The organism is uncultured Brachyspira sp. (assembly GCF_949287625.1).
Lineage (GTDB): Bacteria > Spirochaetota > Brachyspiria > Brachyspirales > Brachyspiraceae > Brachyspira.
The window spans coordinates 1-14,989 of sequence record NZ_CASEGO010000021.1 but is presented as its reverse complement, the minus strand read 5'-3'; the positions used below and the strand labels follow the sequence as shown (position 1 = coordinate 14,989).

The following is a 14,989-nucleotide window of genomic DNA, read 5'->3' as shown; positions in this document are numbered from 1 at the left end:
TGTACTTGAATTTTTCTTATTGTAGTATAATATATTAAACATGAAGATTGTAAAAAATTTGATAACATTAGCAGTATTTTTCATAATATTTTTTGTACTGTATTTTGTAATATACTTTTTTAAAGTTTTAGATACAAATAATATATACCAAAATATAAATGCCGATTTAATAAAAAATTTGATGGAGCATTATTTCTTTGCCATCACTATAGTTGCAGCGACTTCCGCTATGATAGTAATAGGTTCTTTAAATAAGTTTGTAGGAAATATTTCTGTAGTAATAACGATGATAGTTATAGCAGCTGTAGCCTCTATATACCCAGCTTATACAGTTATATTTAATAAAAATATAGACTATTTAAGAAATGAACTTAATGATAAAAGCTCTTTATTTGTAGATGAAAACGGCAGATTTTTAACAAAAGTTGATAACTATTTAATAAGAGTAGGATATAAATTACTGGATAATACATATAAAAATGCTATATTTATAGATAATACATCGCAAGGCAAACTATATTTAAGCGATTATATTTATTTTACAGAAAAAGAAATATCCTTGCATGAAGTTACTGAGATATCAGGAACAACCAAAACAACAAAAACTTCTACAGTATTTCCTAGAAATTCTTTAGACAATTATGTATCAAATTTTACAGCAGATGTAATATTTGGCTTTGAAGTATTTCCTATTATAACAGCAATGCTCAAAATAGTAACCTTAAGCGATATACCGCCTTATGCCATTATTATTTTATTTATTAATTTTGCTGTTATGTTTTTTTCTTTCTATATGCTTGGATTATCATTAAATTCAAGACAATATATATATCATAATATACTAAATGCTTTTGTAATATATGCTGTAATAAAAATAATATTTGCTATCTCTATAGAACATTATAATCTATTGGAATTTGTAGTACGTAATATGAATTACTGGACTATGAATATATATTTATTTGTTATATCAGTACTTATTATACTAATATCATTAATCTTAAAAAGAATACTCAATAATGATAAAAAAACCGATACAAACTAAGGATAAAAAAAGAATACTAAAATGAATCGCATTATCTATGATTTCTCAAAATTAGCCCTAAAAAAAGATAGTATTGTAACGATAGGTAAATTTGACAGCGTACATAAAGGTCATCAGAAACTTATTAAATACACTGTAGAATACGCTAAAAAACATAACCTCATATCTATAGCAATAGTTATTAAAAAGAAAAACTTATCTATATATAATACAGAAGAAAATAATAGTTTTATAAAGGCATTAGGTATTAATTATATAATTGTTATTGACTTTTTACCAGAATTTTATACAATGGAGGCTAAAGAGTTCTTTAACAAACTTATAGAATATTACCGCATGAAACATATTGCCGTAGGAGCAGATTTTGCATTCGGTAAAGACAGAATGGGAGACAGTGAATTTTTAAAAAAATATTCCAAAGAATGCGGTATAGGAGTAAGTTTTATAAAATTCCTTAATTATAAAGGCGATAAAATATCAAGCTCAAATATACGTGAAGCCCTTTCTAATGGAGAGATGACAAGTGTTAATAGAATGCTTGGAAGAGAGTATTCTATGAGCGGATTAGTAGTTCATGGTAATGCTTTGGGAAGAAAAATAGGTTATCCCACTGCCAATTTGGAAATACCAAAAAGTATTTTTATACCTAAAATGGGTGTATATAGTTCTACTGTAAAAATAGGAAACAGCGATACTATATATCATGCCCTAACATTTATAGGTGTTAGTAATATTAATAAAGAACTTAGAGTAGAAAGCCATTTATTAGATTTTTCTAAAATGATATATGGCAAAAAGATTACTGTAGTACTTTTAAAATATATAAGAGATAACATAAAAGTTAATTCTATAGATGAAGTAAAAAAATTATTAGAAAATGATGAAAAAAAGATAAGAAAATATTTCAAAAGGAGAACAAAACAATGTCTATCACTGCAGACGAAAAAGCAAAAATAATTAAAGAGTTTGGTAAAAATGAACATGATACAGGTTCTACAGAAGTACAAGTAGCACTTTTAACTAATCGTATAACTTATTTAAAAGGTCATTTTCAGACTCATACAAAAGATAATCATTCCAGAATGGGGCTTTTGAAAATGGTTGCTAAAAGAAGAAAACTTCTTAACTATCTAAAAAAAACTGATATAGAAGCCTATAAAAGTCTTATACAAAGATTAAAATTAAGAAAATAATTTGAAGTTAAAATTTAAATGCCCCCTCTCGGTGTGTGTTTCGGCTATAAAGGAGTAGAATATGGTCACAGTTAAGAGTGTTTTTTGCGGGGAGGAATTAATATTAGAAACAGGGCTTCTGGCCAAACAGGCTCATGGATCTGTAACTTTGCGATTAGGAAATACTACTATACTAGCAACTGTTGTAGCAGCTAAAGAGCCTAATTTGGAATCTGATTTCTTCCCTCTAACAGTTAATTATAATGAAAAATATTATGCAGGCGGTAAAATACCAGGCGGTTTCTTCAAAAGAGAAGCTAAACCTAGAGATAAAGAAATACTTATATCACGTATTATAGACAGACCTTTAAGACCTCTTTTCCCTGAAGGTTTTAGAAATGAAGTACAAATAATACCTACTGTTTTGTCTGTAGATACTGATATGCCTACTGATGCTTTGGCTTTAATAGCTTCATCTGCAGCACTTACTATTTCTTGGATACCTTTCGGAGGACCAGTAGCTGCTGTTAGAATAGGATACAAAAACGGAGAATATATAATAAATCCTAAAAACAGCGAACTTCCTTCAAGTGAATTAGATATCATTGTAGCTGGAAGTAAAGATGCTATTTTGATGATAGAAGGAGAAGCAAAAGAAGTTTCTGAAGAAGTATTTATTGGTGCCATAGAACTAGCTCATAAAGAAATGCAGAAATATATAGATATGCAAAATGAAATGGCTTCTCTTTGCGGCACTCAGAAAATAGAACAGGAATTGTTTGAATATGATGCTGATTTGGTAAAAACTGTTACTGAATATGGAAGAGCAAAAATAGAAGCTGCCAACTATAACCCTGATAAAACTAAAAGAAATGAAAGCATGGATAATGCTTTTAATGAAATAGAAGAATATATAAAAACTACAACTGAAGATGAAAAATTAATATCTCAGGTTAAAGGTATATGTCATTCTATAGAAGAAGAAATAGTTAGAGAGGCTATAGTAGAAAAATCTATGCGTCCAGACGGAAGGGCTTTAGATGAAATAAGACCTATAAGCACTATGATAAACTTAATTCCTAGAGTACATGGTTCTGCTCTTTTCACACGCGGTCAAACTCAATGTTTATCTATAGTTACATTGGGAAGTGAAAAAGATGCTCAATTAATGGACGATATATACGGAAAAGAAAATAAGACTTTTATGCTCCATTATAATTTCCCGCCTTTCTCTGTAGGAGAAGTAGGACGCTATGGAGCTCCAGGAAGAAGAGAAATTGGTCATGGTAATTTAGCTGAACGTTCATTTAATGCCGTACTTCCTCCAAAAGACAAATTTCCTTATACAATAAGAGTTGTTGCTGAAATTTTAGAAAGTAACGGTTCTTCTTCAATGGCTACAATATGTGCTTCTACTATGTCTTTACTATCATCAGGAGTACCTCTTAATGCAAGCGTTGCAGGTATTGCTATGGGACTTGCTACATACAAAGACGGATACAAAATACTTACCGATATACAAGGTGTAGAAGACCATTTGGGAGATATGGACTTTAAAGTAGCTGGAACACGTAAAGGTATCACAGCTTTCCAATTAGATATTAAACTTACTGGAATCTCCACTCAGATATTAAAAGAAGCATTAGAGCAGGCAAAAAAAGCTAGATATTTTATACTTGATATAATTGATTCTACAATATCAAATGCAGGCGAAGTATCAGATTTTGCTCCTAAATATAAAACTATGGAAGTTAATCCTGATAAAATAAGAATATTAATAGGCCCTGGCGGAAAAAATATCAAGGCAATAATAGAAGAAACTGGAAGCGATGTAGATATACAGGACAGCGGAATAGTTAATATATTTGCCCCTGATACACCTACTCTTGATAAAACTATAAAACTTATTAATTCTTATGTTAAAGATCCAGAAGTTGGAGAAGTATATGACGGAGTTGTAAAAGATATCAAAGATTTCGGAGCCTTTATAGAAATACTTCCGGGAATCGAAGGACTTTGTCATATATCTGAATTAGCATATAAACATGTTATGAATGTTGAAGAAGTATTAAAAATAGGCGATGAAGTAAAAGTAAAAATCATAGATATAAAAGGCGGAAAATATTCTTTAAGCAGAAAGGCATTACTCGAAAAACCTGCCGATTATGTAGAAGAAGATCATGCAAGAAAAGAAAGAAAGCATGATAAACATGACAGAAAAAAAAGATTTTAATAATTTTTAATTGATAATTAAGGCTGCCATTAAATAATGACAGCCTTTTATTTTATTAATTATATAGTAATAAATTGATGAAACTTTACTTTTATAATTATTTTTGTATAATAGATATTATGAAAGATTTAGAAAAATTAAAACAGATATTAAATGAACCCATAACTGTTAATAATTTAAATAGAATTAACGATTATTTTATACGTTACTTATTTTCGCATGCAGGTAATGAACATATAGCCTTAAATTTTATTAATGCTGTATTTAAAGATTTAAACTTTGAAACTTTTAAGAAAATAGAAATACTTAATCCATTTAACATAGCAGAAAATTATGATGAAAAAGAAAGTATTGTAGATATAAAAGCAACAACAGAAACAGGTATAACTGTTTTAATAGAAATACAGTCCAGAGGAAATGAAGATTTTATAAAAAGGGCTTTATACTATTGGGCTTATAATTATAGTTCTAGCTTAAATAGAGGTTCTTTTTATGATGAATTAAAACCTACTGTAAGTATAAATATTACAAATTTCATATTAACCGATGAAGATAAAGTTCATAGCTGTTACATATTAAAAGAGTTAAATAATAATAAAATTTTAACAGATCATTGTCAGCTTCACTTTCTTGAACTTCCTAAATTTAATTTAAAAGATGTTGATGAAATAGAAGACTTTCATAAAGAGTTTATTTCTTGGATAAAATTCTTTAAGGGGGAAGATATGTCTATATTAATGAAAGAAAACACAATATTTGAAGAAGTAGAAAAAAAATGCCGTACATTTGTTAATGACAACCCAGTAATGGATAAGTATAAAAAGCGTGAAGTAGATACTTATTTTTTTAATAAGAGTATAGAATTAGATATAAAAAAAGCTAAAGAAGAAGCTCTTAAAGAAGGTATAGAACAAGGTATAGAACAAGGTAAAAAACAGCAGCAAATATCTATAGCTAAAAGTTTTAAAAATGCAGGCATAGATATAAAAATTATAAGCGAGAATACAGGTTTAAGTATAGAAGAAATAGAAAATTTATAATATACTTGTTTAAAAACTATTTTTGTAATGATTTATAATAATTTGAAATATGCTAATTTATAACTGAGATTTAATATGCAGCTCTTTTGTTATACTTAAAAGCCTTATAAAACTATAATGCAAAAGAACTGCATTTTGAAACAAAATTATTTAATCAAATTAGAATACTCATATGCAATATTAGCAGCTGTTCTGCAGTTATTATAAACCAACTCTTTATTAGCTTTCAAACTTTTATTTTCAGTTACACTATGAAGTTTGGCAAGTATAAAAGGAGTTACATCTTTTCCTGATATTTTTTTATCTTTAGCCTCTTTTACAGTATCATCTATTATTTTATTTATATAATCTTTATCCATTTCATATTCTTCAGGTATAGGATTGCATACCAACACTCCGCCTTCCAAACCCAAAGACCATTTTGTATTAAGAATATTAGCTATATCTTTAGCAGTATCTACTTTATAATCAACATTATAGCCGCTGTCTCTAGTATAAAATGCAGGAAATTTATCTGTTTTATATCCAAGCACTGGAACACCGAAAGTTTCAAGATATTCTATAGTAAGAGCCAAATCCAATATAGATTTTGCACCAGCACATACAACAGCAACATTTGTCTTGCTTAATTCCTGTAAATCTGCTGATATATCAAAAGTCTCCTGAGCATATCTATGAACACCGCCTATACCGCCAGTAGCAAAAACCTTTATGCCTGCAAGAGAAGCTCCTATCATAGTAGTTGTTACAGTAGTAGCACCATCTTTTTTTAATGCTAACATGGCTGCTAAATCTCTTCTGCTTGATTTTGCTATATTGCTGTTAGAACCCATATACTCAAGCTCTTCTTTATTTAATCCTACTTTTATTTTACCTTTTATGATTGCTATTGTAGCAGGAACTGCATTATTATCACGTATATTTTTTTCAGAGTTTAAAGCACTTTCAACATTTTCCGGATAAGGCATACCATGTGATATTATAGTGCTTTCTAGTGCAACAACTGCCCTCTTTTCATATAATGCCTCTTTTACCTCTTCGCTAATATCTAAAAATTCATTTAAATTATTCATTAAATACCTCTTTATTTTAATAATTAATTTTTAAGACTTGTACCAAATATATCTTTTATTCTTTTTTCTACTATATCTAAACTTATATTATCATTAACAGTGTATTCACTCTCTAATGCAAGCATTGACATAACAGCAGCAAATTTTACCTTGTAATCTAAACTATAATTATAAAATATAGAATAAGCAATACCAGCCATAAAAGCATCTCCAGCACCAGAAGCATTGATAATATCTGCTTTAGGTGCTTCCAAATGATAGGCTTTTCCATCATTAATAACACCATAGCATATTCCTAAAGCCCCGAATGTTATATATATCTCATTAACGCCCTTGTACAAGAATATTTTTACAGCTTCTTTTCCATCATCTATTGTATTTATATCTTTGTCAAGCAGAAATGATGCTTCATTTGAATTAATTTTTAAGGCATAAATATGATTTTCAAGCCCCTTTATATGCTCGGCCTTTTTTATTGATACTGCATCGCTTATCAATTTTTTATTAGGGAAATTATTTATTAAATACTCAAATATATCTCTTCCCATAACGGCATCTATAGTGATTAGTTTGGCATTATCTATTATTTCATAAATACTTTCTAAATATTTAATATCAATATTTTTATCAAGAGAGTCCATATCTGATACAGCTATCTCCATATCCTTATCATTATTCATAATAGCTATATATGAAGTGGAGCTTCCTTTTCTTACAATATATGAAGTATCTATTCCTAATGACTTTATATTATCAAAAAGAATATCTCCGAAAATATCATCGCCAATAGAAGTAACAAATTTTATATTTTTAAGCCCAATATTTGATAAATTATTAACAATATTTCTTTCAACACCGCCTGCACATACATTTATTTTACCAGGATTCGATTCTTTTAAAAGTATTCTTCCTTTGGAAAAGCCCTGTATATCAATATTTGACCCGCCTATAGACAATATATAATCTTCCATTTAATGCCCTTATATTAATATATTTTATTATTATTAACTCATTTCCACTCTGTCTAAAATACTTCTTGCAAGAGACCTAGAATCAGCATTTTCTATATCGCTTGATAAAGATATTCCATAAGTAATTCTTGTTACTCTGCCTGTATAATTATTATCTTTTAATAATTTGAATATATATCCAGCAGTAGTATCTGCTTCTAATGATGCACTGAAAGCTATCATTATTTCATCAATATTTTCAGTATTAACCCTATCAATAAGTTCTTTTATCCTTATATCGCATATACCTATACCTTTAAGAGGTGCTATAAGACCGCCTAATACATGATACACTCCGTTATACTCTTCTGTTTTTTCTATTGCAAGCATATCAGGATAAGTTTCTACAACACATATTTTATTATGCTCTCTTTTATCATTAGAACATATATAACAAATATCATTATCACTCAAACTATAGCATTTACCGCATAATTTTATATTGTCATGAAGAGTATATAATGTATCTGCAAACTCTTTTAAATACTCTTCATCACAGTCAAATAAATATAAAGCAAGACGCATAGCAGTTCTGCCTCCTATTCCAGGAAGCCTTGATATAATCTGAGTAAGTTTATCCAATGACTGTATATTATTCAAATTAATTATTCCTTATTATTATTCTCATCATCTTTATCATTCATCTTATTCATCATGTCATTCATTTTTGAAATCATATCAGGTGTTATTGAATCCAAAGATATATTTAATTTACCGTCTTTATATTCTACAGATGTCATTTTACTGATATCATTAAACATTTGGCTCATATCTCCCCAATTCATATTAAAAGGATTAGCATGTTTAGGTTTTTCTTCTATATTACTATTATCTTCTTCATCATCTAATTTTTTATTTAATTCTTTTACTTTATGAGAAGCCTCATTAATACTTGAAACTATCATCTCTTCCAATAATTCTTTTTGATCTTTTGAAAGAAGGCTCTCATCTATATTAAAATTAGATATCTTGTATGATTTGTCCATATTAAAAGAAACCAAATTTCCAGCTGAGCTGTATTTTATAGTATTTTCATTCATAATTTATACTCCATAAAAATAAAATCATTACTATAATATATATTCTTTTTAATAATTTATCAATAAAAATTAAATATAAGAATTATCATTAATCAATTATTACATATATTGTATTTTTATACATAATGAAAAATGCAGCAAATTTAATATTCATTTCATATCAATTGGTATTTATATTAAAACAGTTATTGCTATTTTGATTTTATACTAAAAATTTTTGAGTTTGTCATTTTTTTATTCAACTTTTTCCCGCCGCACACCACGGGTGGACTTCGTCAAAGTTGCAAAAAGTGCAAGGTATAAAAATAATCCTAAATTGTACTAAACATGTTTTATATGTAAGATAAATTGTTAAATTTAGCCGTAAATATAGAGTTTTTGGTTATTTGTGGCACGCAGAGCGAGTGGACAACGTTCAAAAGAAGCGGGGTGGTACGGGCACGACTGTGTACTTCAGAGGGCTAGTCCCCGCAATTATAAATAAAAATAGTTTTGAAACAAGTCTAATATATAAAACATTATATTTTATAATATTAAAATTAAATAATTTTACAGCTAATATTGTCAAATACTTTTAAAACAAGTTCATTACATAAATTTGACTTTTTTAGTTTATAATATATTATCTTAAAAGAGGTTTTAAAAAAAATTGTATTAAAGGTAGTACATATTAATGAAAAAGATTATATTTGCAATAACTTTTCTTGTATGTTCATTTACATTATTCTCCCAGCAAATGAATAGAGAAATAGGTAAAACTTATACTAAAGAAAATATCGCTGTCTTCGAAATAGAAGATAGTTCAAGCGGATATTCTCAAGGCTTAGGCAAACAGCTGACAGCATTGATAGAAGATTCATTAACCAAAATGAACAGATTTAATATTGTAGACAGGAAAAATTTGGATAAATACCTAAAAGAAATGGAGCTTCAATTAACAGGTATAACAGAAAGTCAGGTTATTGAAGTGGGAAAGATATACGGATATTCAAAAGCTATAAAAGGAAGTATAGTATCTGCTGATGTAAGTTATAATTATGACAGCGATACTGGAAGCGGAAGTATTTACGGACAAGTAGAAATGGTGCTTCAGATAGCGGATGTAGAAACTACTAAGATTATGTATTCTTCCAAACTGCAGGGGGTAAGCTACTATTCTACTACTTCGTATCCTTCATATTCTTTAAGACAAACAGCTATTAATGATGCCTGCAATGATTTGGCGGCTAAAGTAGAAGATAAAATGAGAGAGATATTTAAGATAACATTAACAATATCAGATATTATTGGAAATGATGTTATCATACTTGCTGGAAAAAATCAGGGTATTGATTCAAAAACAAGATTTAAAGTATATTCTAAAAAAGAGAATATAACTTTGCCTTCTGGAAATACTATAAACGGCGGATATGATTATAAAGGAACTTTAAGAGTAAAAGAATTAGGAAGTGATTATTCAGTATTAAAAATATCGAGAGGAAGAAATATACAGGCAGGCGATATTGCAAGAGAAACTATTATAGGAGACTTTATAGCTGGAATATCATTAAATTATGCTTCATATAATATTAAATCTTTTAATGCTGCATATCAAAGTACAATAAGACCGAATGACGGAAAATTAAAAATATCATTAAATGAAAATAAATATGCCTTGGGACTTCATTTAAAAATAGGATATAATGGTATTAGATTTTCTCCGAATATTAGTATCGGATTATTATTCGGTGATTTTTTTAAGTCTAGTTATGCCGTAGATGCTAGATTTAATTTTGATATTAATATAAATTTATATCAGGAAGTTTTAAGATTGGTTATTACACCGTATGTTGGCATGGGTATATCTTTTACAACTATAGGAGAAGTATACGGCGGAAATTATTTTATAGACAACTATACTTATCTTAAAAATGGTGCTAAAATAGATTCAAGAGATATTATGTTTGGTATAGGAGCTATAGCTTCAATTCAGTATAATATTACCGATACTATAGGTGTTAATTTAGGCATTGGATACAGATTTTATACCAATCCTATAAACTTAGGAGTATTCAGCGATAAGACAGAAGTTACTTTGCCTGAAAAAATAAAAACAGTTAATCTTACTGGATTAGAATTTACACTAGGAGCACATTTGTTACTATAATGAAAATAAAAATTATCACTATACTGCTTATCATTTCAAACACATTCTTCGGAGCTTTTTATTTTTCTGATCTTTCAAAGGAATATAATACCAATGATAATACAGCAAGAAAAGAAATAATAGAAACTAATGAACAATTAAAGTCTGAATATAATATTGATACTAACAGTGTTAATTCTATATTCACAATGGAAGGAGATAAAATTATAAATCAAAAAGGAGTAAGCAGTTCTCCTGTTATGCTTGAAGAACCTTATAAAAGTAATCCTTTCAGATATACAGAAGTTACATTTTTACTTACAGCATTTTTCTCGTATACATATGCAACATATTTGGTATTTGGATTAGATTCTTTAGAAACTGCCAATGTTGCCCCTTCTACAACTGGAAGAAACAGATACAAAAGTCTATGGATATCAGCTACAATATTTGAAATAACAGCTGCGGTATTTTGCGGTGCTGCGGTTGCTTATGACAGTTATCAAAGAGTTTACGGTAAAAAGAAAAATGAGGGATTTAGTTTTAATTTTATGCCTTATTATGAACCTTTTTATAAAGATGCGGGATTTGTATTTTCTTTAAGTCACCCTTTATAAAAAGCAGTTTTTTTTCTTTTTAGTTTTGGAAGTATATTTTTATTTAGAAGTATTAAATAAAATATAAAACATAATACGATCATTAATGCAAGTATTAAAGCACCTTTTATATTAATATAATTATCATTATCATATGATTTTTTATTGTCTGAAACAGCGGAAACTGATGTATCCTCTTCATCTTTTATTATTTTAATAATTTTTTCATTTTTTGTGCCGTCTAAATAACCAAAAGTTTTGGCATATGATAAAATATATTCTCTATCCGTTTTTAATCTAACTATATTATTAGAAATTTGACTTTTTTTTCTATTGAGTTCTTCCACTTTCTCTTTCTTATTCTCTATAAGAGTTTTTTGATTGTCTAATGTAAGAAAACCTTTAGAACTAAAAACAAATACATATACCGTAAAAGCAATTCCTGCTAATATGATACAATAAAATATTTTAGAACTTATTCTTACATTAAAATACATAAACTATAACCTTATTAAGATACAAATTATTATCGGGAAGTAATCTATTAAAATTAATATAGTTTTTTATAGAATATTTTTATAATAATGTATATATATACAATATTATAATATATTTAAATACAGTTTTATATATAACCATACAGCTTGAATTAAAAATTACCTAAAAATATTTTCAATAACTTCATCACATAATCTAATGTTTCAAATATTTATATTGAGCTTTTATTATTATTAAATATAATAGTATTATTAATTAAAGGACTGCACAAATGAATATTTTAGTTATAAACGGAAGCCCTAAAGGCAATAACAGCATAACTTTACAAACTTTATTATTTTTGGAAAAAGTATTTACAGAACATAAATTTTCATTTTTAAACGTTGGACAAAAAATAAAATATTATGAAAAAAACTTTAATGAAATAAAAGAAGAACTTGAAAAAACGGATGTAATTATTTTTTCTTATCCTGTATATACTTTTTTAGTACCCTATCAGCTGCATAGATTTATAGAATTATTAAAAGAAAATAATATTAATATAAAAGATAAATTTGCAACGCAGTTTTCTACTTCAAAGCATTTTTATGATATTACAGCACATAAGTTCATAGAAGAGAATTGTTTAGACTTAGGATTAAAATATATAAGAGGGCTCTCTGCCGATATGGAAGACCTTATGAAAAAAGAAGGTCAGGAAGATGCAGTAAACTTTTTTAATTATCTAACTTTTTGTATAAATAATAATCTAAACTATATAAATACATCAATCAAAACATATACAAAAGAAAATATTATATATAAAAGAAAATACACTAACGATTCAAATGAAAAAGATACTTCAAAAGATGTTTTAATACTCACTAACTGTGCCAACAATGATGAGAGTTTAAGAAATATGATTGAAGACTTTAAATCGGTATTTCATTATAAAACAAGAGAAATTAATATAAGAGAATATAATTTTCATGGAGGCTGTCTCGGCTGTTTCGGCTGTGCTATTACTGGAAAATGTGTTTATAAAGACGGATTTGATGATTTTTTAAGAAATGAAATACAAAAAGCTGATTCAATTATATATGCTTTTACAATAGAAAATCATTATACACATTCAAGTTTTAAAATTTACGATGACAGACAATTCTGTAATGGGCATAGAACTGTTACAGAGGGCATGCCTATAGGATATATAATAAGCGGAGATTATGAAAGAGAATATAATTTGCATACACTTATAGAATCACGCTCTGAAGTGGGAGGTAACTTTCTCACTCATATTGCATATGATTATAATGATGATGCCTTCAATGAACTTTCAAAGTTATCATCTATAATGAAATATGCTATGGATAATAAATGTACTCGTCCTAAAAACTTTTATGGTGTAGGAGGAATGAAGATATTTAGGGACTTGATATACATAATGCAGGGACTTATGAAAGAAGATCATAAATACTATAAAAAACATCATATTTATGATTTCCCCCAAAAACAAAAAATAAAAATGCTTCAAATAAAATTGGTAGGTGCTTTAATATCAATTCCTTCAATTCAAAAGAAAATGAAAAATAAAATGAATGAGTATATTTTAATGCCTTATAAAAAAGTTATTAATAATGCCGAAGTAAAAAATATTAAATAATATAAAAATATCTATTATTAATAGAAGTTAATAGATAAAAATAATATTCTATTAACTTCTATATTTTTAATAATTATTATTTAGAACAGAATGTTATTTGCTGATTTAAATATTTTTTATTTTGTATCTCATCAGCAAAAGCTATAGCATAATCAGCATAACTGATAGAACTTTCACCTTTAGAATTGAAAAGTAATTCATTATTACCTATATTATATTCTCCTGTTTTTACTCCATCAGATTGAAAATCAGCAGAAGGAGATACATAAGTCCATAAAACATCTTTTTTATTTTTTAATATATCAAATGATTTTGACATACTTTTTGCAAGAGGTTTGAATATATCAGGAAAAGTTTTACTATCCATTAATTTTTTGTCTCTATCTATATATAAACTTCCAGCTCCTCCAACTACCATAAGTCTTATGTTTGTATTTGCAAGTATATTACATAAATGCTCCATTGCAGACGAATGCTTGTCAAGTTCTTTTTCTTCCCATACTCCGAATGCACTTACAACGGTATCAAATTCTTTCAAGTCATCTTTTGTCAAATCAAATAAATCTTTTTCTATAACTTTTATTTTTGAATTATTTATTTTTGTTTTATCTCTTACTATTGCTGTAACATTTAATCCCCTTTCTAATGCCTCATTGATAATTAATTTTCCAGCTTTTCCGTTTGCTGCTATTATTGCAATTTTCATTTTAATTCTCCTTTTTGTATGAAATATTTTTCTTTAATTAAATGGTTGTAATAGCTATTATTACAATAATAATAACATGTTTTAGTTGTAATGTCAAATATTACAACTAAAATTTTTAACTTTTTATATATACCTAAACGACTATAATTTGTCAAAAAATAATTTTTTTTAATTTAAAATATTGCAGGGCTTTGCCCCGCACCCCAGTTCTTTTGTTGGCACAAAGGACCAAAAAGACTGCATTTGACGAAGTCCCCTCGCTCTGCGTGCCGACGAAGTCCGCATTTTGCGTCGGCAGCCCCAGTTCTTTTGTGACGCCTGTCCGCCTGCAACCGAAGGAAGTACTGTTAAGTATAGCGTGCGGCGGGAAAAAGTTGAATAAAAAAATTGACAAACTTAAGAATTTTTAGTATATACCTAAACAAATACAGTTTGTCAAAAAATAATTTTTTTAAATTTTGATATTTGCGGGGCTTTGCCCCACACCCCAGTTCTTTTGTTGGCACAAAGAACCATACGCTGTACGCCTGTGGCGAAAAGACTGCATTTTTAGTCCAAATTTCGGATATTACCATACATTTAATATATATCTTTAAAATATAAAGTTCTAGTAATTGCGTTTTTTACAACTTTTTTGTGCGGCAAAAAAGTTAATAATTCTATATAATGTACATCAGTTGACAAAATGAAATCGTTCCAGTATATACTGGAAATTTTTAAGTTTGTCAACCGCGAGCTCTCCCTCATCTTCGTTCGGGACGCACGGTATTGTTTATTCTTATCAAATGTCAACGCGACCGAACGAAGTG

At 28.0% G+C, this 14,989-nt stretch carries 14 protein-coding genes; 8 read left to right on the top strand and 6 right to left on the bottom strand.

Annotated features, from left to right (window positions below; translation table 11 throughout):
- The first annotated feature begins 40 nt into the window (after nucleotides 1–40).
- The 5 genes from Q1X91_RS05345 to Q1X91_RS05325 all read left to right on the top strand — a co-directional run bounded on the left by Q1X91_RS05345 (nucleotide 41) and on the right by Q1X91_RS05325 (nucleotide 5,490).
- Nucleotides 41–1,045, top strand: a complete 1,005-nt coding sequence (locus Q1X91_RS05345; RefSeq protein ID WP_300754111.1) for a hypothetical protein — start codon at nucleotides 41–43, stop codon at nucleotides 1,043–1,045.
- 21 nt (nucleotides 1,046–1,066) lie between these two features.
- A complete protein-coding gene (locus Q1X91_RS05340; RefSeq protein WP_300754108.1) occupies nucleotides 1,067–2,002 on the top strand; it encodes a bifunctional riboflavin kinase/FAD synthetase in 936 nt (311 codons plus the stop codon).
- Nucleotides 1,969–2,238, top strand: a complete 270-nt coding sequence (gene rpsO, locus Q1X91_RS05335) for a 30S ribosomal protein S15 (protein WP_300754105.1) — start codon at nucleotides 1,969–1,971, stop codon at nucleotides 2,236–2,238. Before Q1X91_RS05340 ends, rpsO begins: the two co-directional genes overlap by 34 nt.
- A 61-nt stretch (nucleotides 2,239–2,299) precedes the next feature.
- Entirely contained in the window at nucleotides 2,300–4,450 is a 2,151-nt protein-coding gene (gene pnp / locus Q1X91_RS05330; protein WP_300754102.1) for a polyribonucleotide nucleotidyltransferase, read from the top strand.
- Between the two features lie 119 nt (nucleotides 4,451–4,569).
- Nucleotides 4,570–5,490 carry an Rpn family recombination-promoting nuclease/putative transposase gene (locus Q1X91_RS05325; protein ID WP_300754099.1) on the top strand — a complete coding sequence of 307 codons (921 nt, stop codon included), beginning with the start codon at nucleotides 4,570–4,572 and terminating at the stop codon, nucleotides 5,488–5,490.
- Nucleotides 5,491–5,636: 146 nt separating this feature from the next.
- Here the strand turns inward: Q1X91_RS05325 and Q1X91_RS05320 are convergent, their stop codons facing one another.
- The 4 genes from Q1X91_RS05320 to Q1X91_RS05305 are packed head-to-tail and all read right to left on the bottom strand — an operon-like array spanning nucleotide 5,637 to nucleotide 8,613.
- Nucleotides 5,637–6,563, bottom strand: coding sequence for a pseudouridine-5'-phosphate glycosidase (locus tag Q1X91_RS05320; RefSeq protein ID WP_300754097.1), 927 nt, complete (start codon nucleotides 6,561–6,563; stop codon nucleotides 5,637–5,639).
- 23 nt (nucleotides 6,564–6,586) lie between these two features.
- The gene (locus Q1X91_RS05315) at nucleotides 6,587–7,534 is read right to left on the bottom strand and encodes a carbohydrate kinase family protein (protein WP_300754094.1); all 948 of its coding nucleotides are present in this window, start codon (nucleotides 7,532–7,534) and stop codon (nucleotides 6,587–6,589) included.
- A gap of 33 nt (nucleotides 7,535–7,567) precedes the next feature.
- Entirely contained in the window at nucleotides 7,568–8,173 is a 606-nt protein-coding gene (recR, locus tag Q1X91_RS05310) for a recombination mediator RecR (protein WP_300754091.1), read from the bottom strand.
- A gap of 5 nt (nucleotides 8,174–8,178) precedes the next feature.
- On the bottom strand, nucleotides 8,179–8,613 hold the full coding sequence (locus Q1X91_RS05305) for a YbaB/EbfC family nucleoid-associated protein (protein ID WP_300754089.1): 435 nt from the start codon (nucleotides 8,611–8,613) through the stop codon (nucleotides 8,179–8,181).
- A 673-nt stretch (nucleotides 8,614–9,286) separates the two neighbouring features.
- On the opposite strand from Q1X91_RS05305, the gene Q1X91_RS05300 reads away from it, so the two are divergent.
- On the top strand, nucleotides 9,287–10,759 hold the full coding sequence (locus Q1X91_RS05300) for a CsgG/HfaB family protein (RefSeq protein WP_300754087.1): 1,473 nt from the start codon (nucleotides 9,287–9,289) through the stop codon (nucleotides 10,757–10,759).
- A complete protein-coding gene (locus Q1X91_RS05295) occupies nucleotides 10,759–11,355 on the top strand; it encodes a hypothetical protein (RefSeq protein WP_300754084.1) in 597 nt (198 codons plus the stop codon). The genes Q1X91_RS05300 and Q1X91_RS05295 overlap by 1 nt, the downstream gene beginning before the upstream one ends.
- Here the strand turns inward: Q1X91_RS05295 and Q1X91_RS05290 are convergent.
- The gene (locus tag Q1X91_RS05290) at nucleotides 11,343–11,831 is read right to left on the bottom strand and encodes a septum formation initiator family protein (RefSeq protein WP_300754081.1); all 489 of its coding nucleotides are present in this window, start codon (nucleotides 11,829–11,831) and stop codon (nucleotides 11,343–11,345) included. The genes Q1X91_RS05295 and Q1X91_RS05290 overlap by 13 nt on opposite strands.
- Before the next feature lie 272 nt (nucleotides 11,832–12,103).
- On the opposite strand from Q1X91_RS05290, the gene Q1X91_RS05285 reads away from it, so the two are divergent.
- A complete protein-coding gene (locus Q1X91_RS05285; RefSeq protein ID WP_300754077.1) occupies nucleotides 12,104–13,474 on the top strand; it encodes an NAD(P)H-dependent oxidoreductase in 1,371 nt (456 codons plus the stop codon).
- Between the two features lie 76 nt (nucleotides 13,475–13,550).
- Here the strand turns inward: Q1X91_RS05285 and Q1X91_RS05280 are convergent, their stop codons facing one another.
- Nucleotides 13,551–14,180, bottom strand: coding sequence for an NAD(P)-dependent oxidoreductase (locus Q1X91_RS05280; RefSeq protein ID WP_300754074.1), 630 nt, complete (start codon nucleotides 14,178–14,180; stop codon nucleotides 13,551–13,553).
- Between the last annotated feature and the right edge of the window lie 809 nt (nucleotides 14,181–14,989).